At 36.6% G+C, this 26,331-nt stretch carries 28 protein-coding genes, 1 other RNA gene and 1 pseudogene; 16 read left to right on the plus strand and 14 right to left on the minus strand.

The window, feature by feature from the left end; all coding sequences use genetic code 11:
- Position 1: 1 nt before the first annotated feature.
- Both C237_RS0100590 and C237_RS0100595 read right to left on the minus strand, forming a co-directional pair.
- Entirely contained in the window at positions 2-367 is a 366-nt protein-coding gene (locus tag C237_RS0100590) for a BlaI/MecI/CopY family transcriptional regulator (RefSeq protein ID WP_018674539.1), read from the minus strand.
- A 20-nt stretch (positions 368-387) separates the two neighbouring features.
- Positions 388-957 carry a phosphatase PAP2 family protein gene (locus C237_RS0100595; RefSeq protein ID WP_018674540.1) on the minus strand — a complete coding sequence of 190 codons (570 nt, stop codon included), beginning with the start codon at positions 955-957 and terminating at the stop codon, positions 388-390.
- 110 nt (positions 958-1,067) lie between these two features.
- Between C237_RS0100595 and pdhA the strand changes: the two genes are divergently transcribed.
- The gene (gene pdhA, locus C237_RS0100600) at positions 1,068-2,069 is read left to right on the plus strand and encodes a pyruvate dehydrogenase (acetyl-transferring) E1 component subunit alpha (RefSeq protein WP_018674541.1); all 1,002 of its coding nucleotides are present in this window, start codon (positions 1,068-1,070) and stop codon (positions 2,067-2,069) included.
- A gap of 54 nt (positions 2,070-2,123) precedes the next feature.
- Positions 2,124-3,731: a 2-oxo acid dehydrogenase subunit E2 gene (locus C237_RS0100605; RefSeq protein WP_018674542.1), complete on the plus strand. Its 1,608-nt coding sequence runs from the start codon at positions 2,124-2,126 to the stop codon at positions 3,729-3,731.
- Between the two features lie 66 nt (positions 3,732-3,797).
- Here the strand turns inward: C237_RS0100605 and C237_RS0100610 are convergent, their stop codons facing one another.
- From C237_RS0100610 to dnaA, 3 genes are all read right to left on the minus strand, one after another.
- On the minus strand, positions 3,798-4,532 hold the full coding sequence (locus tag C237_RS0100610; protein ID WP_018674543.1) for an SAM-dependent methyltransferase: 735 nt from the start codon (positions 4,530-4,532) through the stop codon (positions 3,798-3,800).
- Between the two features lies 1 nt (position 4,533).
- Complete coding sequence (locus C237_RS0100615) at positions 4,534-4,971, minus strand: low molecular weight protein-tyrosine-phosphatase (RefSeq protein WP_018674544.1); 438 nt, start codon at positions 4,969-4,971, stop codon at positions 4,534-4,536.
- Between the two features lie 93 nt (positions 4,972-5,064).
- Positions 5,065-6,543 carry a chromosomal replication initiator protein DnaA gene (gene dnaA / locus C237_RS0100620; RefSeq protein WP_026315399.1) on the minus strand — a complete coding sequence of 493 codons (1,479 nt, stop codon included), beginning with the start codon at positions 6,541-6,543 and terminating at the stop codon, positions 5,065-5,067.
- Positions 6,544-6,677: 134 nt separating this feature from the next.
- Between dnaA and C237_RS0100625 the strand changes: the two genes are divergently transcribed.
- The 5 genes from C237_RS0100625 to C237_RS0100645 all read left to right on the plus strand — a co-directional run bounded on the left by C237_RS0100625 (position 6,678) and on the right by C237_RS0100645 (position 10,814).
- On the plus strand, positions 6,678-7,094 hold the full coding sequence (locus C237_RS0100625; RefSeq protein WP_018674546.1) for an acyl-CoA thioesterase: 417 nt from the start codon (positions 6,678-6,680) through the stop codon (positions 7,092-7,094).
- A 106-nt stretch (positions 7,095-7,200) separates the two neighbouring features.
- On the plus strand, positions 7,201-8,643 hold the full coding sequence (locus C237_RS0100630; protein ID WP_018674547.1) for a sodium:solute symporter: 1,443 nt from the start codon (positions 7,201-7,203) through the stop codon (positions 8,641-8,643).
- A gap of 42 nt (positions 8,644-8,685) precedes the next feature.
- A complete protein-coding gene (locus C237_RS0100635) occupies positions 8,686-9,546 on the plus strand; it encodes a transketolase (RefSeq protein WP_281166417.1) in 861 nt (286 codons plus the stop codon).
- Between the two features lie 13 nt (positions 9,547-9,559).
- A complete protein-coding gene (locus tag C237_RS0100640) occupies positions 9,560-9,829 on the plus strand; it encodes a hypothetical protein (RefSeq protein ID WP_018674549.1) in 270 nt (89 codons plus the stop codon).
- Between the two features lie 43 nt (positions 9,830-9,872).
- Positions 9,873-10,814, plus strand: coding sequence for a transketolase family protein (locus tag C237_RS0100645; protein WP_018674550.1), 942 nt, complete (start codon positions 9,873-9,875; stop codon positions 10,812-10,814).
- A gap of 51 nt (positions 10,815-10,865) precedes the next feature.
- On the opposite strand, the gene C237_RS0100650 is transcribed toward C237_RS0100645, so the two are convergent.
- Positions 10,866-11,300, minus strand: a complete 435-nt coding sequence (locus C237_RS0100650; protein WP_018674551.1) for a type I restriction enzyme HsdR N-terminal domain-containing protein — start codon at positions 11,298-11,300, stop codon at positions 10,866-10,868.
- A gap of 4 nt (positions 11,301-11,304) precedes the next feature.
- On the opposite strand from C237_RS0100650, the gene holA reads away from it, so the two are divergent.
- The 7 genes from holA (at position 11,305) to C237_RS0100680 (ending at position 16,180) form a co-directional block, all read left to right on the plus strand.
- Positions 11,305-12,342, plus strand: coding sequence for a DNA polymerase III subunit delta (holA, locus tag C237_RS0100655; RefSeq protein WP_018674552.1), 1,038 nt, complete (start codon positions 11,305-11,307; stop codon positions 12,340-12,342).
- Between the two features lie 18 nt (positions 12,343-12,360).
- The gene (locus C237_RS0100660; protein WP_018674553.1) at positions 12,361-13,386 is read left to right on the plus strand and encodes a glutaminyl-peptide cyclotransferase; all 1,026 of its coding nucleotides are present in this window, start codon (positions 12,361-12,363) and stop codon (positions 13,384-13,386) included.
- The gene (locus C237_RS0100665; RefSeq protein WP_156809684.1) at positions 13,386-14,147 is read left to right on the plus strand and encodes a hypothetical protein; all 762 of its coding nucleotides are present in this window, start codon (positions 13,386-13,388) and stop codon (positions 14,145-14,147) included. Before C237_RS0100660 ends, C237_RS0100665 begins: the two co-directional genes overlap by 1 nt.
- Positions 14,148-14,165: 18 nt before the next feature.
- Complete coding sequence (locus tag C237_RS0100670; RefSeq protein WP_018674555.1) at positions 14,166-14,780, plus strand: deoxynucleoside kinase; 615 nt, start codon at positions 14,166-14,168, stop codon at positions 14,778-14,780.
- 11 nt (positions 14,781-14,791) lie between these two features.
- Positions 14,792-15,136 (plus strand): arsenate reductase (glutaredoxin), encoded by a 345-nt coding sequence (gene arsC, locus C237_RS0100675; RefSeq protein ID WP_018674556.1) that lies wholly within the window; start codon positions 14,792-14,794, stop codon positions 15,134-15,136.
- Positions 15,137-15,209: 73 nt separating this feature from the next.
- Positions 15,210-15,307, plus strand: an RNA gene (gene ffs, locus C237_RS14105) — signal recognition particle sRNA small type.
- A 90-nt stretch (positions 15,308-15,397) separates the two neighbouring features.
- Positions 15,398-16,180, plus strand: a complete 783-nt coding sequence (locus C237_RS0100680; RefSeq protein ID WP_018674557.1) for a UbiA prenyltransferase family protein — start codon at positions 15,398-15,400, stop codon at positions 16,178-16,180.
- Here the strand turns inward: C237_RS0100680 and fsa are convergent, their stop codons facing one another.
- On the minus strand, positions 16,181-16,834 hold the full coding sequence (gene fsa, locus C237_RS0100685) for a fructose-6-phosphate aldolase (protein WP_018674558.1): 654 nt from the start codon (positions 16,832-16,834) through the stop codon (positions 16,181-16,183).
- Between the two features lie 128 nt (positions 16,835-16,962).
- Between fsa and aroB the strand changes: the two genes are divergently transcribed.
- The gene (aroB, locus tag C237_RS0100690; protein WP_018674559.1) at positions 16,963-18,003 is read left to right on the plus strand and encodes a 3-dehydroquinate synthase; all 1,041 of its coding nucleotides are present in this window, start codon (positions 16,963-16,965) and stop codon (positions 18,001-18,003) included.
- Between the two features lie 47 nt (positions 18,004-18,050).
- On the opposite strand, the gene C237_RS12575 is transcribed toward aroB, so the two are convergent.
- From C237_RS12575 to C237_RS0100730, 7 genes are all read right to left on the minus strand, one after another.
- Positions 18,051-18,266 (minus strand): hypothetical protein, encoded by a 216-nt coding sequence (locus C237_RS12575; protein ID WP_018674560.1) that lies wholly within the window; start codon positions 18,264-18,266, stop codon positions 18,051-18,053.
- 29 nt (positions 18,267-18,295) lie between these two features.
- Positions 18,296-19,621 carry a dihydrolipoamide acetyltransferase family protein gene (locus tag C237_RS0100700; RefSeq protein ID WP_018674561.1) on the minus strand — a complete coding sequence of 442 codons (1,326 nt, stop codon included), beginning with the start codon at positions 19,619-19,621 and terminating at the stop codon, positions 18,296-18,298.
- A 73-nt stretch (positions 19,622-19,694) separates the two neighbouring features.
- The gene (locus tag C237_RS0100705; protein ID WP_018674562.1) at positions 19,695-20,354 is read right to left on the minus strand and encodes a 3-oxoacid CoA-transferase subunit B; all 660 of its coding nucleotides are present in this window, start codon (positions 20,352-20,354) and stop codon (positions 19,695-19,697) included.
- A gap of 16 nt (positions 20,355-20,370) precedes the next feature.
- Positions 20,371-21,075, minus strand: a complete 705-nt coding sequence (locus C237_RS0100710; protein WP_018674563.1) for a CoA transferase subunit A — start codon at positions 21,073-21,075, stop codon at positions 20,371-20,373.
- Between the two features lie 10 nt (positions 21,076-21,085).
- Positions 21,086-21,382: a hypothetical protein gene (locus tag C237_RS0100715; RefSeq protein ID WP_018674564.1), complete on the minus strand. Its 297-nt coding sequence runs from the start codon at positions 21,380-21,382 to the stop codon at positions 21,086-21,088.
- Between the two features lie 11 nt (positions 21,383-21,393).
- Positions 21,394-22,575, minus strand: a complete 1,182-nt coding sequence (locus C237_RS0100720) for an acyl-CoA dehydrogenase family protein (protein WP_018674565.1) — start codon at positions 22,573-22,575, stop codon at positions 21,394-21,396.
- 232 nt (positions 22,576-22,807) lie between these two features.
- Positions 22,808-23,746 (minus strand): LysR substrate-binding domain-containing protein, encoded by a 939-nt coding sequence (locus C237_RS0100730; protein WP_018674566.1) that lies wholly within the window; start codon positions 23,744-23,746, stop codon positions 22,808-22,810.
- A gap of 204 nt (positions 23,747-23,950) precedes the next feature.
- Here C237_RS0100730 and katG point away from each other — a divergent pair.
- A pseudogene (gene katG, locus C237_RS13550) lies at positions 23,951-26,119 on the plus strand (catalase/peroxidase HPI).
- Positions 26,120-26,331 lie beyond the last annotated feature (212 nt).

Genomic DNA, 26,331 nt, shown 5'->3' on the forward strand with positions numbered 1-26,331 from the left:
CCTATTTTTTCTTTTTCTTAAGTTGTTTTGCAAATTTCTTTATTTGCTTTTTAGACACTATTTTTTCTGAAACTAAACGCTTTAGCAGTGTTTCCTCTTCGTCTTTATAAAACTGTGTGACTAAATTTTTAAGTAAATCAATACGGTACTCTTGCTTAGATATTTCAATTTTATAGAAGAATATTCTACCATGTTTTTCAATGCTTAGATAGCCTTTTTTCGTTAATATTTTAACATAAGTAGACACCGTATTCTGGTGAGGTTTCGGCTCTGGAAAAGTCTCTACGATATCTTTAAGAAACCCACCTTGTAGTTCCCAGATGACTTGCATTACTTGTTCTTCGGCTGTAGTCAGCGGTTGTATCATGTTTTGTTAGTTTTTCAATTCTAAATCCTTAAAGTACAAATATAGCAAATAGATACGACAATACCTATCACTCCACCCAATACCACCTCATTTTTGGAATGTCTTTTTAAAACTAAGCGAGACCACCCCACAATCATGGTGACTAGAATCCAAACAATACACCACTCTAACGCACCAAGACTATAAAACAATGTCGCAACAAATACATTATAAGCTGTATGCATAGAAGTTTTAATAAAATAATTACTCAAAAATAGCACTATGGTAAGCCCTAATAAGTACAATATCTTAACATCTACCCTACCAAATTGATAATAAAACCCAATATTATAAACCATAAAAATGCCGATTAAAAAATAGTATAAGGATTGGCGTTTCCTTTTATCCGATACATCCGCATCTTGGTAATATCCTCTTTTAACATTCCAAATAAGCCAAATGATAGCGGGAAAACCGACCATTAAAGCAAAGCCAAGACATTCTAATTTAGAGATAGCCCCATTGATAAATGTACCATATACATAAAACCAAGCGATGGAAATAAAAGGATAAAACAACTTGGATAGCCACTTGGAAATTAGTTTGAGCATAAAAGATTAGATTTAAGCGGATAAAATTACATTTTTTCAAAGGAATGTCTGGCATAAGGTTTTATATTAAATAAGATTTTCTTATTTTTGCGATATATTTTTGAATAGATATGAAAGAATTTTCTAAAGAAGTTTACCTTCAATGGTATGCTGATATGACGATGTGGAGACGCTTTGAAGATAAATGCCGCTCTCTTTATTTAAAACAAAAAATCAGAGGTTTCCTACACCTTTATAATGGACAAGAAGCTATTCCTGCGGGGTTTGTACACGCTATGGATATGACTAAAGATAGTATGATTACTGCGTACCGTTGTCACATCCACCCTATGGCAATGGGTGTAGATCCTAAAAAAATAATGGCAGAACTTTGTGGTAAAGCCACAGGAACCTCCAAAGGTATGGGCGGTTCTATGCATATTTTTAGCAAAGAACACCGTTTTTATGGAGGACATGGTATTGTAGGTGGACAGATTCCTTTGGGTGCTGGTATTGCCTTTGCAGATAAATATTTCGATAGAAAGGCGGTCAATATTTGTTTTATGGGGGATGGTGCTGTTCGTCAAGGATCACTACACGAAACCTTCAATATGGCAATGAACTGGAAACTCCCTGTAGTTTTTGTTTGCGAAAATAACCAATACGCAATGGGAACTTCAGTTAAAAGAACGGCTAATCATGAAGATATTTATAAATTAGGTTTGGGCTACGAAATGCCTTGTTTACCTGTAGATGCAATGGATCCAGAGAAAGTAGCTGAAGCCGCTTTTGAAGCTATTGAAAGAGCTAGAAGAGGTGATGGACCAACATTTATCGAGGCTAGAACTTACCGATACAGAGGACACTCTATGTCTGATGCTGAACCTTATAGAACTAAAGAGGAAGTCGCAATGCATAAAGAGCACGACCCGATAGAGCTAGTAAAGTCAAGGATCCTTGAAAACCAATGGGCATCTGAGGCTGAGTTGGAAGACATAGATGCGAAGTCTAAAGCTTTTGTTGAAGAATGTGTAGAGTTTATGGAAAATTCTCCATATCCAGAAGCTAGCCAAGTTTATGACTTTGTTTATTCTACTCCAAATTATCCTTTTTTAGACAAATTAGAAAACTAAGAATAGATTGATGATGCAATAGCATATAAAATCATTAAAATACACAAAATACTTATGGCAGAAATTATTACAATGCCTCGCCTTTCTGATACGATGACGGAAGGAAAAGTGTCCAAATGGCACAAAAAAGTGGGCGATACAGTAAAAGAAGGCGATATTCTTGCTGAAATTGAAACCGATAAAGCCGTACAAGATTTCGAATCTGAATTGGATGGTACGCTACTTCATATTGGGGTTCAGGAAAATGGTGCCGCACCCGTAGATAGCATTTTGGCTATTATTGGTAAAGAAGGCGAAGATATTTCAGGTCTTTTAAATGGTGGAGACAATTCAGCATCTAATGGTAAAGAAACTGAGGCTGAGGAAACTGCTTCTGAGGTTAATGGAACAGAAACCTCCTCTGACTCTGTAGATATACCTGACAATGTAGAAGTGGTAACGATGCCTCGCCTTTCTGATACGATGACAGAAGGAAAAGTAGCCAAATGGCATAAACAAGTTGGCGACACAGTAAAAGAAGGCGATATTCTTGCTGAAATTGAAACCGATAAAGCTGTACAAGATTTTGAATCTGAATTTGATGGAACACTTTTATACCAAGGTGTAGCAGAAGGCAACGCTGCCGAAGTAGACAAAATTTTAGCCATTATAGGACCAGAAGGTACTGATGTATCTGCAATTGTATCTGGCGGTGGTAAAAAAGAACAGAAGGCAGAGCCTAAAGTAACTAAGAAGGAAACAACCTTTTCTGAGGCACCAAAATCAGAACAAAAGACTACATCAAACGCTTTAACTTCTGACCGTATTGCAATTTCGCCTTTAGCAAGAAAGATGGCAGAGGAAAAAGGAATTGATATTTCAACCATCGAAGGTTCTGGTGAAAATGGCAGAATTGTAAAAAGAGATATTGAAAATTATACGCCTAAAGCCGCAGCTTCTACTCCTCAAGCCGTTGCTCAGCCAGCTGTTAATTTTGTACCAGGTGAAGACACCGAAACGGTAAATTCTCAAGTAAGAAATGTGATTGCTAAGCGTTTATCGGAAAGTAAATTCTCGGCACCACATTATTATCTAATGGTGGAAATAAATATGGATAAAGCTATTGCTGCAAGAAAAGACATCAATGCTTTGCCTGATACCAAAGTATCGTTTAACGATATGGTGATTAAAGCGACAGCCATGGCATTAAGAAAACATCCACAAGTGAACAGCAGTTGGGCAGGTGATAAAATCATCCACCACGGTAATATCAACATTGGTGTAGCCGTTGCCATTCCAGATGGTTTAGTTGTTCCTGTACTTAAGAATGCAGACTTTATGAGCTACAACCAAATTTCTTCTGGGGTTAAAGATATGGCCTCTAGAGCGAAAACAAAAGGTCTTAAAGCTAATGAAATGGAAGGTTCTACTTTCTCTATTTCTAATTTAGGTATGTTTGGTATAGAAACCTTTACTTCAATTATCAATCAGCCTAACTCATGTATTCTTTCTGTAGGGGCAATTATAGAAAAACCGATTGTAAAAGATGGTCAAATTGTGGTAGGCAACACCATGAAGTTATCCCTAGCCTGCGACCATAGAGTGGTTGATGGTGCTACGGGTGCAGAATTCTTACAGACACTAAGAACTTATTTAGAAAATCCAATGGTTATGTTAGTATAACAACAAATGCCAAAAATAGATAAAGCCCTCTCTAGAAGAGGGCTTTTTTAATGTGATGGTATGCTATTATTTTTTAGATTTCTTAGTGGGCTTTGGTACTAGCATCTTTCCAATGACAAAAACGGCAGGTATTTTATGGAAATCAAACTTTTGGCGTTGCCATTCTTTTACCGTTAAGGTTTTTATAAACTCATCACTAGGATGGTTGATATTGGCAGCAACACAAAGTTTCGTATTAGGGCTAAGCGTTTTTAATAAATCATCCATTAAGGCATTATTACGGTATGGGGTTTCCATAAAAATCTGACTATATCCCGTTTTTTGGACTTGCTGTTCCAAATATTGAATTTGGTTTTTCTTCTCTATTTTATCTATCGGTAAGTAACCATGGAAAGTGAATTGTTGTCCATTAAATCCACTAGCAATCAATGCGGTAATCATAGCTGAAGGTCCATTGATAGGTACCACTTTAATATTATTTTGATGTGTCCAATGGACTATAATATGTCCTGGGTCTGCAATACAAGGCAACCCAGCTTCGGATAATAAGCCAAAATCTTGTCCATTTTTCATTAATTCCAATGCTTCCGAAACATCAGCAGTCGTAGAATATTTGTTGAGTAAATAAAGTTTTAAATCAGGTTGTGATTTTTCTGGACAGAAAAATTTAATGACTTTTCTGGCTGTTTTTTCGTTCTCAACAAAGAAATAATCGGTCTTTAAAATATAATCTTTGATGATGGGTGCAAAGTAAGACCGTGGCGACTGGTCGGAAAGATAAGCAGGTAACAAAAATAACATATTACACAAGATTAAGTTCTTTAATCACTCTATCGCAAGCCTTATCGAGCATAGCGTATACTTTTTCAAAACCACCAATACCACCATAATAGGGGTCTGGCACTTCTTGCTGGCCTTCTAAAATCAGTTTTAATTTTTGCTGCTCTTCCTCATTGTCAGCCAATTTTAAAGCATCTTTATAATTTTGCTGATCCATACAATATATTACATCAAACACTTTAAAATCCTCTTTAGTCAGGGGTCTAGAGCGATGGTCTGTAATATCTATCCCGTGGAAATCAGCAGTTTCAATTGAGCGTGGGTCGGCTTGGTGTCCTTCATGAAATGCACTAGTTCCCGCAGAGTCTATTTCGTGGATATCGGAAACTTTAGACTTTAAAATCCCCTCTGCTAATGGACTTCTACAAATATTTCCTAAACATAACATTAAAATCTTCATGACTTGATGGTTTTTAAAATAAATAAAAAAGGATTCTCAATAATTTTAACATTAAAGAAAATCCTTATAGATGATTAACGATGGTAAGTGGATTTATTTACCAATCTTCTCTTTAAGTTCTTTAACATAAGTTCTTATTTCTTTATTAACCTCAGTACCACCTTTAATGGTTTGGCAAGCGTGCATTACCGTAGCATGGTCTTTACCCCCCATTTCTTTTCCAATTTTGGCATAAGTAGCTTCGGTATATTCTTTAGCAAAATACATGGCGAGTTGTCTTGGTAGCGCAATTTCTCTTTTTCGTGTTTTAGATAATAACTGCTCTCTTTTTAATCCAAAATACTCACAAACCACCTCTTGGATATAAGGAATATTGATTTCTTTTTTCTGGTTTTTAGCAATTTTCTTGATGGTTTCTTTTAATAAATCTAATGTTAAATCAGACTTATAAATCGTAGAATAAGCAATCACGGCATTAATTACCCCAATTAATTCTCTCACATTGGACTGAACCTCACCCGCTAAGAAATCTATCATATCCTCGCTAAGGACAATACCATCTCTATTGAGTTTATCTTCGATAATTTTTCTTCTTGTGTCATAATCTGGCGATTTGATTTCCGCAGAGAGTCCCCATTTAAAACGAGAAACCACACGCTCTTCAATATCCATAATATCCGCCGGTGCCTTATCCGAAGTTAAGATAATCTGCTTACCATTTTGATGCAGATAATCAAAAATATGGAAGAACGATTCTTGAGTTGCTTTTTTACCCGATAAAAACTGAATATCATCTACAATTAAGACATCTAGCATTTTATAAAAATTAGCAAAGTCCTCTCTACTACTAGAGTTTCCACGAGTGGTACTTGCCGCCTTTACAAATTGCTGAATGAATTTCTCTGATGATAAATAATGTACAATTTTTTCTGGATAAGCAGTTTTAATTTCCAAACCGATAGCCTGCGCAATATGCGTTTTCCCTACACCTACGCCTCCATGAATAAACATTGGGTTAAATGAGGTTTCACCAGGTCTTTTAGCGATAATTTTAGCCGCAGAATAAGCAAATTTATTACTCTCTCCTTCTACAAAATTATCAAACGAGTGCACTGGATTAAGATTAGATTCCACAGGGACTTTTTTAATACCAGGCATCACCAAAGGATTTTGGATTTTCCCATGGATTTGAGGCATTACTTCTTGTGTTTTAATCTCTTGTGGCTTAGGTGTTGGAACGGTATTCCCTTTGATGTTTTGGTTGGTAGGGTTTTCCGTAGGTATCGCTTTACCATTTAAAATTAAATAGTATAATTTCACTCGTTTTCCAATATATTTTTTAAGTGCAGAGGATAATAAAGCAATATAATTCTCCTCAATATACTCCTTATAAAAATTACTCGGTACCCCAAGGGTTAAACTATTTTCAACCAACGATATCGGCTGTACTTTATCAAACAACAAATGGAATGAGTCTTCCAATTTACCCAAATCTTCAGTTTCATTAGCATTTAAATTGTCTTTCATAAACTGAAGACATTTTTGCCAGATATTGAGTAAATCGTGTTCCATAATATTTGATGTTTTTTGTAATTTTTTTTGAGAAGAATTAGAACGCAAATATCCAAGATTTAATTCAAAAAAAAAAATGTTTGCACTCTTGATTTTTTAGAAATATATTTGTATGTATAAATAAAAAAAACGGTATGATTCACACAACCCACTCTATACGAGTAAGATACGGCGAAACTGACCCTATGAAGTATGTTTATTACGGTAACTATGCTGAGTATTTGGAAGTTGCTAGGGTAGAACTCTTCCGAAGTATAGGAATTGCCTATGATGAAATTGAAAATCGAGGGATTTGGTTGCCCGTTTCTGAGTTTAATATTAAATATTTGAAACCTGGAAAATATGACGAACTTCTAGAAATACATACTTATGTGAGAAAAAAACCAGCCGGGGTAAAAATCATTTTTGATTATGAAATTTTTAATCCTAATGGGGATAAAATTACCGAAGCGAGTACAACGCTTTATTTTCTAGAGGCTGAAAAACAAAAAGTCATTCGCTGTCCAGATTTTCTTATGGCGTATATGGCACCTTTTTTTGAAGAATCGTAAAAGAAGAAGTGAAAGACTTATTTGGTAGAACAAATTTTATATTCATTCATTTTTTTAGCCGATAATATTGCGTTATATTTGCGATACTTAAAAACTAAAATAAATAATGTCTCCAATTATTCTATTAAGTATTATTTTAGCCTACTTCGCCATTCTACTATGGGTGGCTTATCGTACAGGTAAGGGTAGTAACAACGACAGTTTTTTTATCGGTAACCGTAGCAGCAACTGGATGCTAGTGGCATTTGGGATGATAGGCACTTCGCTTTCTGGGGTTACTTTTGTGAGTGTTCCCGGTCAAGTAGGCAAAGACAGTTTTCATTATTTACAAATTACCATTGGGTATTTAATCGGCTATATTGTAGTGGCGTATGTCCTGCTTCCACTCTACTATCGGCTGAAACTGACTTCCATCTATGGTTATCTTCAGCAACGGATGGGGCAATACTCTTATAAATCTGGGGCATCTATATTCATCGTATCCCGATTGGTAGGCGCTACGGCAAGACTTTATTTGGTGGTGAATATTTTGCAAGTGGCTATCTTAGATAATTTAGGTGTGCCATTTATTCTAACTACGCTGATTATCTTAGCTATGATTATCCTCTATACTTATGAAGGTGGTGTAAAAACCATTGTTTGGACGGATACTTTGCAAACCTCATGTATGCTTTTAGGCTTAATTATTTGTACCATTTATATGCTAAATTATATGGATTTAGGCATAGTGGAAAGTTTTAACGCTATGAGTGCTAAAGGCTATACTAATATCTTTGATTTTAATGTGAATGACAAAGGCTTTTTCCTAAAACAAATTTTGGCTGGAGCATTTATTACCATTACAATGACGGGGATAGACCAAGAAATGATGCAAAAATCCATTTCTGTAACCAATCTTAAAGATTCTCAAAAAAATATGGTAACGCTCGGGTTTATTCTATTAGGCGTTATTTCCTTATTTTTGTATATGGGGGGACTACTTCACTTATACGGCATCAAAGAAGGGGTATTGAGCAGCGGCGACCAGCTGTTCCCAGATATTGCCCTTAACCATATGCCACCATTGATTTCGATTATATTTATTGTGGCTTTAATATCCGCATTATTCCCAAGTGCTGATGGAGCGATGACGGCACTCACCTCTTCTATCTGTATCGATATTTTTGGATTAAAGGAAAAACATATCGACAGCCAAGCGAAAGAAAAGTTTAGAAAGCGTGTTCACCTTTGGGTAGCCTTATCATTTTTAATTATGGTCTTAGTCTTCAAGTGGATTGATGACAATTCTATGATTGGGCTAATCTTAAAATTGGCAGGATTTACCTATGGACCATTATTAGGATTATTTGCATTTGGTATCTTTACGAAGAGAACGGTTAATGATAAACTTGTGCCTTATGTTTGTATCGCGGCACCGGTATTATCTTTTATTATTGATAAATACCAAAGCCTTATTTTTGGGGATTTCCAAGTTGGCTTAGAGTTATTAATCATTAACGGGTTATTGACTTTTATAGGACTATGGCTTATTAGTAAGCCTAAAAAATAATACTATTTTTTAAACATAAAATATCAAAAGAATAAAAATCAAATACAAAAAATGAAAAAAACAACCGAAGAATTAAAACATCTCACCACACAAATCAGAAGAGACATTTTACGGATGGTACACGCTGTAAGCTCTGGACATCCAGGGGGAAGTTTGGGCTGTGTAGAATATTTTACTGCGTTGTATGGCAAGGTGATGAACTACGAGTTACCCTTTACTATGGAAGGCAAAAACGAAGATTTATTTTTCCTTTCCAACGGGCATATTTCCCCTGTATTTTATAGCACATTGGCAAGAACTGGATTTTTCCCAGTAGAGGAACTTAAAACTTTTAGAAAATTAGACTCCAGATTGCAAGGACACCCTACAACACATGAGGGACTTCCTGGTGTTAGAATAGCTTCGGGGTCTTTGGGTCAAGGGCTTTCAGTGGCTATTGGTGCGGCTTTAGGTAAAAAATTAGACGGGGATAAAGGCTTAGTCTATACCCTACACGGCGATGGCGAATTGCAAGAAGGACAGATTTGGGAAGCGCTAATGTACGCCAGCCACAACAAAGTAGACAACCTAATCGCGACCATAGACTACAATAACCGACAAATAGACGGCGATGTAGACCAAGTGCTATCTTTGGGTAATCTAAAAGCCAAATTAGAAGCCTTTGATTGGAAAGTTTTAGAACTAAAAGAAGGGAATAATCTAGAAGCGGTAATCCACACTATAGAGCAAGCCAAATCAGAAACTGGCAAAGGAAAACCTATTGCCATCATTATGCATACCGAAATGGGTAATGGCGTAGACTTTATGATGGGAACTCACGCTTGGCATGGAAAAGCCCCCAATGATGAGCAATTAGAAAAGGCGTTAGCTCAATTAGAACTAGATGAAGTAGCAGATTATTAAAAAAATAAAAACAATGGAAAATTCAAATAAATCAGAAAAAGTAATTGTAGTCACCCCTACCAAAAGTGTGGGAATTAGTTTATTGTTGACTTTCTTTTTTGGTCCAATAGGTATGTTGTACTCTACCGTGTCTGGGGCTATCATCATGTTTATTATATCCTGCATTGTAGGTATATTTACTTTAGGTGTTGGATTATTTATCACTTGGCCTATTTGTATGATTTGGGGTGCAATCGCGGCAAACAATTATAATAAGAAAATTACCATTCAACAAAAAGACTAAGTTTAGGTCTTAACTAAACTTTCATAAATTTTAAAAAATAAAAATGAAATATACATATACAGAAAAAAAAGATACCAGAAGTGGATTCGGAGCAGGCTTAGCCGAGTTAGCAGATAAAAATCCTAATGTAGTTGCTTTATGTGCTGACCTTATTGGTTCACTAAAGATGGAAAAATTTATAGAAAAAGCCCCCGATAGATTCTTCCAAGTGGGAATTGCCGAAGCCAATATGATGGGTATCGCGGCAGGACTTACCATTAATGGAAAAATTCCTTTTACGGGAACTTTTGCTAACTTTTCTACTTCTAGAGTTTACGACCAAATCCGCCAGTCCATCGCCTACTCAGGGAAAAATGTAAAGATTTGTGCTTCTCACGCAGGACTAACTCTAGGTGAAGATGGGGCAACCCACCAAGTGTTAGAAGATATTGGGATGATGAAAATGTTACCTGGGATGGTGGTGATTAACCCATGTGATTATAACCAAACTAAAGCCGCAACCATCGCTATTGCAGACTATGAAGGTCCCGTATATTTAAGATTTGGGCGTCCTGCGGTTCCCGTGTTTATACCAGAAGATATGCCATTTGAAATCGGGAAAGGGATTTTATTACAAGAAGGTAGTGATGTAACAATTGTGGCTACGGGGCATCTGGTTTGGGAATCTTTAGTTGCAGCTGAAGAATTAGCTAAAGAAGGTATTTCTTGTGAAGTGATTAACATTCATACGATAAAGCCATTAGACGAAGACATCATCTTAAAATCAGTAAAGAAAACAGGGAAAATCGTAACGGCAGAAGAGCATAACTACTTAGGTGGCTTAGGCGAATCCGTAGCGGGAATGCTTGCAAGAAAGCACCCTACAAAGCAAGAATTTGTAGCCGTAAACGATAGTTTCGGTGAATCTGGAACCCCAGCCGAATTGATGAAAAAATATGGTATTGATGCTGAAGCCGTGAAAAAAGCCGTTAAGAAATTAATGTAATATTATAACTTAATATAAAAAAGGAATATCCAATGAGATATTCCTTTTTTGTTAAACCTCATTGGGATAAAAGTGATAAGAATTATCTTTATATTGGGCAAAAATATGGTGCAGCCCATTACTTAGAATAATTTCTGGGGCTTTGATGATGCTATTGTATCGAGCGGTTTGCTCAAATACAACTTCGTTGAGTTTAATATGGGGTGCTTTACATTCAATAAGGATTTGAGGTTGGGTTTTTGCCGTTACCAATAAGTCCAAACGCTTAGTGGTTCCATTTAATATAATTTTCTGTTCTGCAATCAAGGCAGAGGTGTGGTAACCTTTAGTTTTATGGAAATAATAAATCCAGTGTTGCCTTACCCATTCTTCGGGTGTTAGCACTAACCAGATTTTTCTTAGTATATCGTAAATAAAAAATGTATCTTTGTCTTGTTTAATTTGAAACGGATAGGTTTCTTTAAAATTGAGTTTTGTAACTTGCATTGGTATGAAAGACTTAGAAATAATCATCAAAAATATAAAAAATAAAACATTTCTACCCATCTATTTTTTGCATGGCGAAGAACCTTATTTTATTGATGATGTGGTAAGACACTTAGAACAAGAGGTTTTAACCGAAGATGAAAAAGCCTTTAACCAAACCATTGTCTATGGTAAAGATACCACCTACGCTGAAGTATTGGCATTAGCAAGGCAATTCCCTATGATGGGCGACAAACAACTCATCATCATAAAAGAAGCCCAAGACATTCGATTGACAGAAAGCGAGACCAAAGCGCTAGAAGCCTACGCAGAAAATCCTATTCCCAGTACTATTTTAGCCATTGCCCACAAGCATAAAAAAGTAGATACTCGGAAAAAGTTTGCTAAAACATTAAACAAAAATAAAATGCTATTTCTTAGCGAACGCGTTAAGGATTGGCAGTTGCCACAGTTTATACAATCGGAAATTACAAAGGCGAGTTTTAAAGCCGACCCGAGTATTTCCAACCTACTTGCAGAATACCTCGGGAACGATTTATCAAGAATTGCCAATGAGATTAATAAACTACACTTGGTACTTCAGGAAGGGGAAACCATTACGGCTAGTGTGATAGAAAAACATATCGGCATCAGTAAGGATTATAATGTGTTTGAACTTCAAAAAGCACTAGGTAATAAAAATGCCGACCAAGCGATGAAAATAGCCTATTATATCGGTAAAAATCCAAAATCTAATCCTTTTGTAGTTATTTTGGGAAGTTTATATTCTTATTTTTCTAATTTGGTATTGTTCCATACGATGAAGGGAGCATCGCCCACCACCATTGCATCTACCATTGGTATCAATCCTTATTTTGTTAAAGATTATGAAGCGGCTTCCAAAGTGTATGGGCTAAAACACGCCACAAGAATTATTTCCATTTTAAGAGAATTTGATATGAAAAGTAAAGGACTTGGGGCGGTAAATATGAGTGATGCCGAGCTTTTAAAAGAAATGGTGTATAAAATTATTAATATTGATAAAATCAAAATAAAACTTTAATTATTTAGAATTTAATTTATGAAAAAGACCTTCATTATGGCTGGAATCAGCCTACTGTTAATGACTTCTTGCAACAACGATAAAGACATGCTGAATACACTAAATGAATATAACCTATCTAAACAAACCCAAGGCTACCACTTTGGCGATGCCATCCAGCTGCCTAAAGAAGTGACCGAAAACGCTGAACAAATCAGCATTAGTTTTGGTGATAAGGAAACCAACGACCTTAAGGTAACCCCAGATTATTTTACTTTAGGGGATAATGATGTGTCGTTTATCATTAAAACTAAGGGTGGCGAAACACTCACCCAAGATGCCGTCATCAATGTGTATGCTAAAAACCCAGCCAAAAAATTAAGCTTTACCATAGAAAAAGAATATCCACACGATCCTAATAATTTTGTACAAGGTTTCCAATTAGAGGGCAATACAATCTACGAAAGTGATGGGCAAAATGGAAGCTCTAGAATGATAAAATACCCTCTAGGCAATACCAAAGTTACCGAAGCCACTACGCAACCCAACGAAGTTTTTTCCGAAGGAGCAACCATCGTGGGCGATAAAGTCTATCAATTGACTTGGCAAAATAAAGTTGGATTTATCTATAACAAATCGGATTTAAAATTGTTGGAAACTTTCCCTTACCCCGGCATTCTGGGCGAAGGTTGGGGCTTGACTTATGATGGACAATACCTCATCGCTTCAGATGGTTCTAAAAACCTCTATTTCATTGACCCTAAAACGCCTTCGGAAGTGGTTAAATTTATAGCCGTAGCAAGTAATGATAAAGCTTACGACCGTTTGAATGAACTAGAATACCACAATGGTTATGTGTATGCTAATGTTTGGCAGCAGCCCATTATCCTAAAAATCAACCCTAAAAATGGTGAAGTGGTAGGTATTTTTGATTTTACAGAACTGGCTAAAAAACATACCAAAGGTCAAGACGATGTATTGAATGGCATTGCATTCAAAGGCGAAAATATGCTCGTAACGGGTAAAAATTGGGATAAAATCTATGAAGTAAAAATCAGCGAATAATGCAGTGGCGGTGGTTTTTCTTATTGTGTTTTGCATTTCTATTGGGAAAATCTCAAAGCCTTATCCCTTTGGATTCCAGCATTGTACAAGATACTAATCGTTTTTATTTAGACGATTATAACCACCTTTATTTGTATCGTGATAAAGATTTTAGCCTTACCAAATTTAATGATAAAGGACAACCGCTGAGCCAAAGAATGGAAGTTTATCCATTTAAAATTCAGCAAATCGTCAATCCATTAAATGTGATTTTATTCTCAGCCAATCAGCAAGTGTTTAAGTTTTTAGACCAAAACTTAGTTGAAATTCAACAATTTAAAATTCCGCAACGCTTAGGTTATATCGACGCGGTTTATGTTGAAAACCTACAAGTGGTTTGGCTATTGAATACGACTCAAAACACACTAACGAAGTACAATTACAGAGACCATCATATTCTTAGCACTACCATTTTTAAAGATGATATTAATGTTGAGGAATTTATTATTCAAAATGGCATGATGTATTATGCAACCTCGAACGCATTGATAGGTTTGGATACTAAAACGGGAACCACTACAACTTATCCTTTAAACCAAATAAAAAAAATTAGGCGAGAGGGAAATAAGATTTTTGTATTGACTCATCAGGCTATTTATGAGCTGGTTAACTATCATTTAAAATTAAAAAATTCTCAAGACGATGGTAGAATTGTGGAAAAAAATTCCAATGGATATTTGGCATTGATAGGTAACAAAGTCTATCTTTACACCTCTTTTTAATCATAAAAATTACAAAGCATGCATATTGCAGTTACAGGAAATATTGGCGCAGGAAAAACCACCCTTACCACCATGCTGGCAAAGCATTACCAATGGGAAGCCCAGTTTGAAGATGTAGACCACAACCCTTATCTAGACGACTTTTACCACGATATGTCCAAATGGTCGTTCGCGCTTCAAATTTATTTTTTGGGCAGCCGTTTTAGACAGGTAAAAGAAATTAGAGAAAGTGGTAAAAATATCATTCAGGATAGAACCATCTATGAAGACGCCCATATTTTTGCTGAAAACTTAAATGAAATGCAATTGTTAAGTGATAGGGATTATCAAAATTATTTGTCTTTATTTGAATTGATGAAGACCTTTGTGTCTGCACCAGATTTATTGATTTACCTTAGAGCCTCAGTACCGAAATTGGTGGGACAAATTGCTAAACGCGGCAGAGATTATGAAGCCGAAATCAGTATTGACTACCTTTCTAAACTGAATAATAAATACGAAAACTGGATTAAAAATTATAAGGAAGGGAAATTGCTCATCATAGATGTAGACCATTTAGATTTTGTAGAAAAACCAGAAGATTTTGGTTCTATCCTAGAGCGTATAGACGCTGAATTAAACGGACTATTTTAAATTTTAATACGATGAAAACTACTCTATACCACAACAACCGTTGCTCTAAATCCCGCTGTGCTTTAGATTATTTAAAAGAACACGAATCTAATGTAGAAGTAGTGGATTTATTAAAAGATAACATCACCAAGTCCCAACTAGAGGAAGTTTTAAGCCTCTTAAATATGAAACCTTCTGAATTAATACGGACTTCGGATAAGTATTTTAAAGACAATTTTGAACAAAAAGAATATTCCGAAGAAGATTACCTTAACATTATGTTGGAGCATCCAAGATTAATCCAACGCCCAATTGTTGTTAAAAACAACAAAGCGGCAATTGGTAGACCTTTAGAACGAGTGATTGAGATTTTGTAAAGCGGCAATAGCCTTACCAAAAAATTAAGCCGTTGTATTTTGTGTATATTATAGAAAAGTTATATATTTGCACTGGCAAGTCCTAAACAACCAGCTCCTGAGAATCCTCCAGGGTGGGAACGCAGCAAAGGTAATCGGTTGTAGCGGTGTGATTTAGGTAGCTTGCCATTTTTTGTGTCCCTACTCTACTTTTGAAGGCACTCTTAACTCATTAAAATCGCTATTTTATCTTTTGTAAAGGAATTCTGATTGTAGTATTTTTTGTATTTTTGGATTTCTGATTATAAAAACCTACGCCGTATCGTTACTTTTATCAAAAAATATATTGTAGATAGCCAAATCTATGTTTCCCTTATGGGAACTGCATTAGCGATGCTTTTTATAGGAAGACATCACCAATGGTCTTGGCAGTTTATAGGGCTGATTTTCTTTACTTATCTCTGTGGCTATACCTATACAAAATATCAAAACATCAAATCTAAATTAACAAAAATTATCGTGTTTAATATTATCGTTTTTGTATTTGGATTATTGTTTCTATGGAAATTCCACAATTTTAATATTATTGTTAAATGGTTGATTATCATTGTTATAGGATTATTATACGATAGTCGATTCTTGAAATATTTTGTTAGGCAAATTCCATTATTTAAGATTTTTTATGTAGGGCTCACTTGGGCATTGATGAGTGTTTGGCTGCCTTTAGAATCTATCCATTGGGGAGCGTTTTGGGTAGTCTTATTGTATATTTCAGCATTGGTTTTGCCCTTTGACATCAGAGACCGTCATCAGGACAAAATTATGACTTTCCCTAAGCTAATCGGTACTTCGAATACCAAACTACTAGCCTATACTCTATTAATTTCCAGTGCTACGATGGCTTATTTTACTTTAGAACATCGGTTATTTTTAGCCATAGCATGTTCGGGGTTGATTTCGGCAGGATTGGTATCAGCTTCAAATGACAAGAGAGTAGATTTATACTACTCTCTTGGTGTGGAAACCTGTTGTGGTTTACCTTTTCTATTGGGATTAATGTTCTAATTATCCCATTTTTTTAGCATCTGCTACGAACTGGGCTAGACCATTATCTGTCAATGGGTGTTTTAATAAACTTAAAATCGGTGGCAGTGGCGAAGTAATCACATCGGCACCAATTTTAGCACAATTGATGATATGCATCGAATGTCTAATAGAAGCCGCTAAAATTTCAGTTTCGTACATATAGTTATCAAAAATCACACGGATATCTTCGATTAACCCTAGACCTTCCGTAGAAATATCGTCTAATCTGCCTAAGAATGGCGATACATAGGTGGCTCCTGCTTTAGCCGCCAACAATGCCTGCCCTGCTGAAAAAATTAATGTACAATTGGTTTTAATGCCTTTATCTGAAAAGTATTTTAATGCCTTCACCCCATCTTTAATCATAGGAATTTTAACCACGATATTCGGATGAATGGCTGCCAACTCCTCCCCTTCTTTTATCATTTCGTCATAAGTTGTAGAAAGCACTTCGGCAGAGATATCGCCATCAACTAAATCACAGATCGCTTTGTAATGTTTTAGAATGGCGTCCTTACCTTGGATGCCTTCTTTTGCCATAAGCGAAGGATTAGTCGTTACCCCATCTAAAATTCCGAGGTCTTTTGCTTCTTTAATTTGTTCAAGGTTTGCGGTATCAATGAAAAATTTCATAAGTAGATAATGTTTTTATGTTTCCACAAAGTTACTAAATTAATACGAAATTTCCTTACTAAAAACGACCTATTAAGGTTAAAAAGAATTAATATTTATTAGTATTTTTGCGATTCTAAAAATAGATTATGATAACAACTTTAGATAAAGACTTTACAGCATTAAACCAATATATTAAAGAGCTTCGTCCAAGCCAAATTTTGATTTTGGTAGATGAAAATACACACCAGCATTGTTTGCCTTTATTACTAGGAAATTTAGCCACCGATATCCCTATGGAATCCATTGAATTAGAAGCAGGGGAAGAAAACAAAAACCTTCATACGGCTACTCAATTATGGGAAATTTTTTCCGAATTTCAAGTGGATAGAAATGCATTACTCATTAATTTGGGTGGCGGTGTGATTACAGATATGGGTGGATTTGTAGCTTCAACTTATAAAAGAGGCTTTAAATTTATCCATTTACCTACTTCACTTTTAGCAATGGCAGATGCTTCAATTGGTGGCAAAACAGGAATAGACCACCAGTTTTTAAAAAATATTGTAGGAACTTTTGCTTTTCCAGAACAAATTTTTGTAACTACCGATTTCCTAAAGACTTTGCCTTATAAAGAATTAAGAAGTGGATTTGCTGAAATGCTAAAACATGGACTCATTGCCGACGCCTCTCATTGGGAAGAATTGAGCGCTTTAGAAACGCTTACACCAGAAGTTTTAGATGGGTTGATTGAAACCTCAATTAAAATTAAGCAACATATAGTAGACCAAGATTTTAAGGAACAAAATATCCGAAAGACTTTAAATTTTGGACATACTTTTGGGCATGCCGTAGAAAGTTTATTCATGTCTCTAGACCAACCCATAGCTCATGGGGAAGCGGTAGCCATAGGTATGATCATGGAAACTTATCTGGCTTTTCTAGAAGGTTTGATTCCAGAAACAGCATGCAACACTATTGTTAAAAAAATTCAGCATTTTTATCCCTATATTTCTATTGACCCACTTTCCAACACTTCAATTATGGAATGGATGAAAAACGATAAGAAAAATAAAAATGGAAGCATACAATTTTCTTTAATTGATGGTATTGGCTCTTGTACTTATAACTATAAAGCCGATGCTAACAATATCCATAAAGCCATAGAGTTTTATAAAAGTTTAGCATAAAACAATCGGTGTGGAAATTTCCACACCGATTGTTAGTTTAAGAAATCTTATGATTTCTTTTCTTTTTTAGTTTTGCAGCATGCTTTCTTTTCAGTAGCTTTTGCTTCTTTAGTTTTGCAACATGCTTTTTTCTCTTCTTTACCTTTTTGGGTTGTACATTCTTTTTTATCTTTTGTAGAGCAACACGCTTTTTTCTTAGGGGTTTCTTGTCCTAATACGATAGTAAACGCAGATAATAATGCGATGGAAAGAATCTTTTTCATAATTTCTATGGTTTTAATTGATTGTTAAGTTAAATATCGGTATCTAAATCCCAGTTTTCTAGATAGTCGTGTACGGACTTTAAAAATAATCCGCCTAAAGAGCCATCTACTACACGATGGTCATACGAATGGCTCATAAACATCTTTTGTCTAATCGCGATGACATCACCATCTGGTGTTTCTAATACCGCAGGTTTTTTCACGATAGCACCAACAGCTAAAATAGCCACTTGAGGCAATGGAATAATAGGTGTACCCATTAAGTTTCCAAAAGTCCCAATGTTTGAAATGGTATAAGTTGCCCCTTGGGTATCCTCTGGTTTTAGTTTTTTATTTCTTGCTCTATACGCTAGGTCGTTAATAGCTTTTGCTAAACCGCTTAAAGATAATTGGTCTGCATTTTTAATCACAGGGACAATCAGGTTACCATCTGGCGTTGCTGTTGCCATACCAATATTAATATTTTTCTTTTTGATGATTTTATCTCCATCTACTGAAACATTAATCATAGGATGGTCTTGGATGGCCTTCACCACAGCGCGTACAAAAATTGGCATAAAAGTTAATTTCTCACCTTCTCTTTGTTGGAATCCGTTTTTGTTTTTATTACGCCATTTTACCACATTGGTTACATCCGTTTCAATGAATGAACTGACATGTGGTGCGGTTTGTTTACTTCTCACCATGGCATCGGAAATGAGTTTTCTTACTCTATCCATTTGAATAATCTCGTCTCCAGAAGACACACTTACCGTAGATGCTGGAGCTGAAGATGTTGTAGTTTCCACCTTAACTTGTGGTGTGCTAGGAACTGATGATGACGATTTAGAGCGGTTATTAACAAATGCTAAAATATCATCTTTAGTAATTCTTCCTTCCAAACCAGTCCCTTGGATGCTTTTTAATTCCGCTTCAGAAATATTTTCTTCTTGAATAATAGATTTAACTAAAGGGGATAAATATAAATCATCAAAAGAAACAGATGCTTGTGCCTTTAATGGGGCTTCAATAGTTGCTAAAGTGTCTTCGTCTGGTGTTGGTGCCTCTTCAGTTTGGGTTGGTTCTGGTGTAGTCGTTGAAGTTTTTGTGGCTTCCGTATCGCCAGAGCCTTCGCCTTCCACCTCTAAGATCGCAATTGCCTCTCCTACTTGAGCGACTTCATCTTTTTGTTTTAAAATTTTAACAATCTTCCCAGAAACTGGTGTGGGAACATCGGAATCTACTTTGTCGGTTGCAATTTCCACCACGCTATCATCTTCGGACACATGGTCGCCTTCATCAAAAAGCCAAGAGATAATGGTGGCTTCCATTACGCCTTCTCCCATAGAGGGTAATAATAATTTATATTCTGCCATTTTCTATATTTTGTATGGTAGCAAAGATACCTTTTTTTTATGATTTTCAAAAGTTATACTGCACCTTTATTTATTATAAAACCATTTCAGGTATCTCTCCTTCTATTACTAATTTTCCTGCGGTGGCATTTTTAATTTCATCTATACTTACACCTGGTGCTCGTTCTATTAACTTAAAACCTCCTTCAGGAAGAACTTCATAAACGCCTAATTCGGTTACAATTTTTTTAATACATTTAACGCCTGTTAAAGGTAACGAACATTCTGGGAGTAATTTGCTGTCGCCATGTTTATTGACTTGTTGCATTGCTACTATAATATTTTTTGCTGAGGCCACTAAATCCATAGCACCGCCCATTCCTTTTACCATTTTACCAGGGATTTTCCAGTTGGCAATATCACCATTTTCGGATACTTCCATTGCCCCAAGAATGGTTAAATCTACCTTTTGGGCACGAATCATCCCAAAACTCATAGCCGAGTCAAAAATAACTGAACCCGGTAGTGTGGTAATGGTTTGCTTTCCTGCATTGATAAGGTCAGCATCTTCCTCACCTTCGTAAGGGAATGGGCCCATCCCTAATAATCCATTTTCCGATTGTAGTACTACATTAATATTTTCAGGAATATAATTGGCCACTAGAGTAGGAATCCCAATTCCTAAATTAACATAAGAGTTATTTTTTATTTCTTTCGCAATGCGTTGTGCGATTTGTTCTTTTGATAAAGCCATGCTTTCAATTTTTTAATTAAGATTCTCTTTGTTTCACAGTTCTCTGCTCAATACGCTTTTCATAATGTGCACCTTGGAAAATACGATGAACATAAATCCCTGGGGTATGAATTTCGTCTGGATCTAAAGTTCCCGCAGGTACCAATTCTTCTACTTCGGCAATGGTAATTTTCCCTGCCATCGCCATAGGTGGATTGAAATTTCTGGCGGTAGATTTATAAACTAAGTTTCCAGCGGAATCTCCTTTCCACGCTTTTACAATAGCAAAGTCAGCATCGAAAGCATATTCTAAAAGATAATCTTTTCCATTAAAATTTCGTATTTCTTTACCTTCAGCGACTTCTGTACCTACACCCGCAGGAGTAAAAAACGCAGGCATACCATAACCTGCTGCCAAACATCGCGTAGCCAATGTTCCTTGTGGAATAAGTTCTACTTCTAGTTCTCCGTTTAATAGTTGTCTTTCAAACTCTCCATTTTCGCCAACATAAGACGATATCATTTTTTTGATTTGCTTTTTTTGAAGTAACAAGCCTAAGCCAAAATCGTCTACGCCTGCATTATTAGAAATACAAGTTAGATTTTTCACATTTTTTTCTACCAATTCTGCGATGCAGTTTTCTGGAATCCCGCATAGCCCAAAGCCTCCAAGCATAATGGTCATTCCATCTTCTATCCCTTCGCAGGCTTCTTTTACATTTTTTACAGTTTTATCTATCATGATTTAATTTTTAAAGTGTAGTTTCGTCTTTATCCTGATTGATTAGTTGATTATAGCGTTGTTCGTAGCGTTTAAAGCCTATGTAGTAATAGTATATAAATAAAATCACCGAACTAATCAACCAAATGATGGTATTCTTTAATATAAAGAATTTAAAATTCTCAGGTTTTGTGAGGAAATAGTTAATTGTGGCAGCAAAAAGTATAAATATAAAAGCAATAACAATACCTTGTTTTAAAGAAAACTTCACTCTACTTTTTCTTAAATTCTGCCATAGCATAATGAAGCGTTTGTCTTTTTCGTTCATAGTTTTATATTTTAGCAAAAGGCGTTAATTCCCGTAATATCCATACCCGTAATGAGTAAATGGATATCGTGAGTACCTTCGTAAGTGATTACAGATTCTAGGTTAGCAGCGTGTCGCATCATAGGAAATTCTCCCATGATTCCCATACCACCCAGCATTTGGCGACTTTCTCTAGCAATATCGATGGCCATTTTTACATTATTTCTTTTCGCCATAGAAATTTGTGCTGGGGTGGCTTGGTGTTTGTTTTTCAATTGACCCAATCGCCAAGATAACAATTGAGATTTGGTAATTTCGGTTAAAAACTCTGCCAATTTCTTTTGTTGTAATTGAAATCCTGCAATAGGCCTACCAAACTGGCTGCGTTCTTGTGCATATTGTAATGCCGTACAGTAGCAATCTATTGCTGCACCAATCACGCCCCAAGAAATACCATATCTTGCAGAATTAAGACAGGAAAGAGGTCCTTTAAGTCCTTTAACATTAGGAAGTACATTATCTTTAGGTACTTTAACCTCTCTGAATACGAGTTCTCCAGTCTTAGACGCTCTTAAACTCCATTTATTAAGCGTTTCAGGCGTTGTAAAACCTTCCATTCCACGCTCTACAATCATTCCTCTTATAGTGCCGTCTTCTCCTTTAGCCCAAACTATGGCAATGTCGCAGATGGGGGCATTGGTAATCCACATCTTTGCTCCATTTAGAATAAGGTAATCGCCTTCTTCTCTAAAATGCGTTTCCATCCCTGCTGGATTAGAACCGTGGTTAGGCTCTGTTAAACCAAAAGCGCCTACAAGGTCGCCACTCGCCAACTGAGGCAAGTATTTTTTCTTTTGTGCTTCTGAACCAAATTCATAAATTGGAAACATCACCAAAGAAGATTGTACCGAAGCTGCCGAACGAATGGCAGAATCACCGCGTTCTAACTCCTGCATAATCAGTCCGTAGGAAATTTGATCTAGCCCAGCCCCACCATATTCTTCTGGAATATAAGGGCCTAAAGTACCGATATTTCCCAGTTCTTTCATTAGATTAGGGATTTCTTTATGGTGTTGTGCAGCATCATCTATTTTAGGCATAATGAATGACTCTACCCAATCCCGAACCGAACCTCTAATAAGGCGGTGTTCATCGGTGAGTAAATCATCAATACCATAATAATCTGGAATGCTATTGAGAGGATAATATGACATCTTTACTTTTTTTAGATTGTTTTGATGCCACTAATATAATAAAATTTGGTAAAATCTTTATATTTTTTTTAAAGTTTTTGAATATACTTATTTTATACGAAGTAGCAATTGTAAAGTCCAAATTAGCATCCGAAACGAATATGTAAATAATGCTGTAGTAATGCCCATTTGTTTGGGTGGTACAACATCAAGATGTTGAAAAAGCCCAAAGTATTATTTTTGAATTATCACTCTAAATATAAGGCTTTACAATATTCATCTCTGAAGTTTTTGGAATTTTTGATGTAATACTTTTAGCCATCGTTTGGATTAAAGCTTTTAGTACTTTTTTCTTTACAAAATGCTGGTGGGTTACCACCCCAATCGAACGAACTGGATAAGGTGGGTTAAACTGAGCCAAACGGGCTTTATCTTCTGCCCTTAAATCCAAAGTTGAAAGATACGGTAGAATCGTTACCCCTTTGTTAGCCTTAGTAAATCTAATCAGGCTATCGATTGACCCCGCTTTAAATTGTAAATTATGCATCCCCTGCGATTTATTTTTAGAAAGTTGACAAATTTGTTCTACTTGCATCCTTAAGCAATGCCCATCTTGTAGCAGGATAAAATTATCATAATCTACCTCTGTTATATCCACCTGTTGAGGAATAGTTTCAGAATGACAATCAAACAATAAAAAAGGTTCTTGATAAATTTCGGTTTCTATCAATTCGCTATCGTGAATCGGAATAGCGATAATGCCAATGTCTATACTACCATTTTTAAGTGATTTTTGAATATCATGGGTCATCATTTCTTCTACGATAATGTTGATATTTGGAAATTGATTTGAAAAATCCCCTAAAAACAAGGGCAATAAATAAGGAGCCACGGTAGGGATAATCCCAATAATCAACTCACCTGATACTTCCCCTTTTATTTGTAAAGTCAACTCGTCCAAAACCTTTATTTCTCGACGAATAATTTTAATTTGGTCAATGAGGAGTCTTCCTTCTTTGGTGGTAGTAATAGGTTTGGTTTTCCGATCAAAAATGTTGATGCCTATTTCATCTTCAAATCGCTTAACCATGGTACTCAGTGTAGATTGTGTAATAAAACATCGGTCAGCCGCCTCACCAAAACTTTTAAATTCATCTATCGCCAATATATAATCAAATTGTCTTGTATTCATCTATTTTATCAATATTAATATCTAAACTATCGTTTTTATAAATCAAATATACACATTATCTTTGCAAGAGAAAAATTTAACATAAAAAATGTGAATATGGATAATCAAGAACAATCAAAATACCATGAGGGCAAAACACCCGAGCAAAATGATAACCATCCGAATGCATCGGCTAAGAAAACCACACCTGCCCACACACAAGCGATGGGCAAATGTCCCGTAGCACACGGAGCGAACACAGAAGCAGGCGACAGCGTAATGGAATGATGACCAAAATCATTGAATTTTGACATCTTACACCAGCACGACAAAAAGACCAATCCATTAGGAGAGGATTTCAACTATGCCGAAGAATTCAAAAAATTGGATTTAGAAGCCGTTAAAAACGATTTGAGAAACCTAATGACCGACAGTCAAGATTGGTGGCCAGCCGATTGGGGACACTATGGCGGATTGATGATTCGTATGGCGTGGCACTCAGCAGGAACTTATCGTGTAGCAGATGGTCGCGGTGGAGCAGCAACAGGAAACCAGCGTTTTGCACCCTTGAACTCTTGGCCTGATAACGCCAACTTGGATAAAGCAAGAAGATTACTTTGGCCAATCAAAAAGAAATACGGAAATAAATTATCTTGGGCAGATTTGATGATTTTAGCCGGAAATATGGCGTATGAATCAATGGGCTTAAAAACTTTCGGATTTGCAGGAGGTCGCGAAGACATTTGGCACCCAGAAAAAGATATTTATTGGGGAAGCGAGCGCGAATGGTTAGCGCCCTCAGGAAGCGAAGGAACGAGATATTCAGGACAACGCGACTTGGAGAATCCATTGGCAGCTGTAATGATGGGATTGATTTATGTAAACCCAGAAGGTGTGGACGGAAAACCAGACCCACAGCGTACCGCTCACGATGTGCGTGAAACCTTCAAACGAATGGCGATGAACGATGAGGAAACCGTAGCCTTAACCGTAGGAGGACACACCGTAGGAAAATGTCACGGAAACGGTGATGCAGGAGCCTTACACCCAGAACCAGAAGCAGCAGGTGTAACCGACCAAGGTTTCGGTTGGATGAACCCTAACGGAAAAGGAAACGCAGAAGATACTGTAACCAGCGGATTAGAAGGTGCTTGGACAACCAACCCAACCCAATGGGATAATGGGTATTTGGATTTACTATTGAACTACGAATGGCAATTGACCAAAAGTCCAGCGGGAGCCCACCAATGGGAGCCTATCAATCTACCAGAAGAGAAAAAACCAGTGGACGCTTTCAACCCAAGCGTACGCAGAAATCCAATGATGACCGATGCCGATATGGCGATGAAAGTAGACCCTACTTACCGTGCCATTGCTGAGAAATTCTACAACGATTTTGACTATTTCTCAGAGGTATTTGCCCGTGCTTGGTTCAAATTAACGCATAGAGATTTAGGTCCAAAAAGCCGTTATTTAGGTGCAGATGTACCACAAGAAGATTTGATTTGGCAAGACCCAATTCCTACGGTAGATTACACCCTTAGTGCTGAGGAAATCAAGGAATTAAAAGAAAAATTATTAAACAGCGGACTTACGCGTACCGAGTTGATTAATACCGCTTGGGATAGTGCCAGAACTTTCAGAGGTTCGGATTACAGAGGAGGAGCCAATGGAGCGAGAATCCGTTTAGAACCCCAAAGAAGTTGGGAAGGCAACGAGCCAGAAAGATTGAACAAAGTATTGAACACTTTGGAGCAAATCCAGTCTTCATTGAGCAAAAAAATAAGCATTGCCGACCTTATCGTATTGGGAGGTTCTGCGGCAGTAGAGCAAGCTGCAAAAGAGGCAGGCGTAGAGGTAGAAGTACCATTCACACCAGGTCGTGGCGATGCTACGGCAGAGATGACCGACGAAGAATCATTCGAGTACTTAGAGCCATTGCACGACGGATACCGCAATTGGGTAAAGAAAAACTATGTGGTAACCCCAGAAGAAATGTTGCTCGACCGTACCCAATTGATGGGCTTAACCGCACCAGAAATGACCGTACTTATCGACGGAATGCGTGTCTTAGGCACCAATCACGGCGGAACAAAACATGGTGTGTTTACCGACAGAGAAGGCGTTTTAACCAACGATTTCTTCGTAAACCTCACCGATATGAACAACAAGTGGAACCCAACCGGCAAAAACCTTTACGACATCGTAGACCGTAAGACCGGACAAACTAAATGGACAGCCACTCGCGTAGATTTGGTATTTGGTTCCAACTCGATATTGCGTTCATACGCCGAAGTTTACGCCCAAGACGACAACAAAGAAAAATTTGTAAAAGACTTCGTAAAAGCGTGGGTAAAAGTAATGGACGCCGACCGCTTTGATGTAAAGAAATAAACAAATACTTTTGATTAATACCCAAAAACCATCTCACTCTGAGGTGGTTTTTTGCGTTTTGTTTTTCACTATACATTCTCAATTGTCCCTTGTTCATTGTCCATTATTTTTTGGGCGTGCCTCTCTGCCTTTTTTTTAGGAAAAGGCAGAGCGTCGGTCTACGGGCAGTCACTTCTCGGGCTTTTTTAGGAAAGCCCGAGAGAGTTCCAACA

The organism is Riemerella columbina DSM 16469 (assembly GCF_000374405.1).
GTDB classification, from domain to species: Bacteria; Bacteroidota; Bacteroidia; order Flavobacteriales; family Weeksellaceae; genus Riemerella; species Riemerella columbina.

Excerpts from the sequence above, each read along its gene's own strand:
- C237_RS0100590 (WP_018674539.1), bottom strand. The coding sequence starts at position 367 with ATGATACAACCGCTGACTACAGCCGAAGAACAAGTAATGCAAGTCATC.
- C237_RS0100595 (WP_018674540.1), bottom strand. The coding sequence starts at position 957 with ATGCTCAAACTAATTTCCAAGTGGCTATCCAAGTTGTTTTATCCTTTT.
- pdhA (WP_018674541.1), top strand. The coding sequence starts at position 1,068 with ATGAAAGAATTTTCTAAAGAAGTTTACCTTCAATGGTATGCTGATATG.
- C237_RS0100605 (WP_018674542.1), top strand. The coding sequence starts at position 2,124 with ATGGCAGAAATTATTACAATGCCTCGCCTTTCTGATACGATGACGGAA.
- C237_RS0100610 (WP_018674543.1), bottom strand. The coding sequence starts at position 4,532 with ATGTTATTTTTGTTACCTGCTTATCTTTCCGACCAGTCGCCACGGTCT.
- C237_RS0100615 (WP_018674544.1), bottom strand. The coding sequence starts at position 4,971 with ATGAAGATTTTAATGTTATGTTTAGGAAATATTTGTAGAAGTCCATTA.
- dnaA (WP_026315399.1), bottom strand. The coding sequence starts at position 6,543 with ATGGAACACGATTTACTCAATATCTGGCAAAAATGTCTTCAGTTTATG.
- C237_RS0100625 (WP_018674546.1), top strand. The coding sequence starts at position 6,678 with ATGATTCACACAACCCACTCTATACGAGTAAGATACGGCGAAACTGAC.
- C237_RS0100630 (WP_018674547.1), top strand. The coding sequence starts at position 7,201 with ATGTCTCCAATTATTCTATTAAGTATTATTTTAGCCTACTTCGCCATT.
- C237_RS0100640 (WP_018674549.1), top strand. The coding sequence starts at position 9,560 with ATGGAAAATTCAAATAAATCAGAAAAAGTAATTGTAGTCACCCCTACC.
- C237_RS0100645 (WP_018674550.1), top strand. The coding sequence starts at position 9,873 with ATGAAATATACATATACAGAAAAAAAAGATACCAGAAGTGGATTCGGA.
- C237_RS0100650 (WP_018674551.1), bottom strand. The coding sequence starts at position 11,300 with ATGCAAGTTACAAAACTCAATTTTAAAGAAACCTATCCGTTTCAAATT.
- holA (WP_018674552.1), top strand. The coding sequence starts at position 11,305 with ATGAAAGACTTAGAAATAATCATCAAAAATATAAAAAATAAAACATTT.
- C237_RS0100660 (WP_018674553.1), top strand. The coding sequence starts at position 12,361 with ATGAAAAAGACCTTCATTATGGCTGGAATCAGCCTACTGTTAATGACT.
- C237_RS0100665 (WP_156809684.1), top strand. The coding sequence starts at position 13,386 with ATGCAGTGGCGGTGGTTTTTCTTATTGTGTTTTGCATTTCTATTGGGA.
- C237_RS0100670 (WP_018674555.1), top strand. The coding sequence starts at position 14,166 with ATGCATATTGCAGTTACAGGAAATATTGGCGCAGGAAAAACCACCCTT.
- arsC (WP_018674556.1), top strand. The coding sequence starts at position 14,792 with ATGAAAACTACTCTATACCACAACAACCGTTGCTCTAAATCCCGCTGT.
- fsa (WP_018674558.1), bottom strand. The coding sequence starts at position 16,834 with ATGAAATTTTTCATTGATACCGCAAACCTTGAACAAATTAAAGAAGCA.
- aroB (WP_018674559.1), top strand. The coding sequence starts at position 16,963 with ATGATAACAACTTTAGATAAAGACTTTACAGCATTAAACCAATATATT.
- C237_RS12575 (WP_018674560.1), bottom strand. The coding sequence starts at position 18,266 with ATGAAAAAGATTCTTTCCATCGCATTATTATCTGCGTTTACTATCGTA.
- C237_RS0100700 (WP_018674561.1), bottom strand. The coding sequence starts at position 19,621 with ATGGCAGAATATAAATTATTATTACCCTCTATGGGAGAAGGCGTAATG.
- C237_RS0100705 (WP_018674562.1), bottom strand. The coding sequence starts at position 20,354 with ATGGCTTTATCAAAAGAACAAATCGCACAACGCATTGCGAAAGAAATA.
- C237_RS0100710 (WP_018674563.1), bottom strand. The coding sequence starts at position 21,075 with ATGATAGATAAAACTGTAAAAAATGTAAAAGAAGCCTGCGAAGGGATA.
- C237_RS0100715 (WP_018674564.1), bottom strand. The coding sequence starts at position 21,382 with ATGAACGAAAAAGACAAACGCTTCATTATGCTATGGCAGAATTTAAGA.
- C237_RS0100720 (WP_018674565.1), bottom strand. The coding sequence starts at position 22,575 with ATGTCATATTATCCTCTCAATAGCATTCCAGATTATTATGGTATTGAT.
- C237_RS0100730 (WP_018674566.1), bottom strand. The coding sequence starts at position 23,746 with ATGAATACAAGACAATTTGATTATATATTGGCGATAGATGAATTTAAA.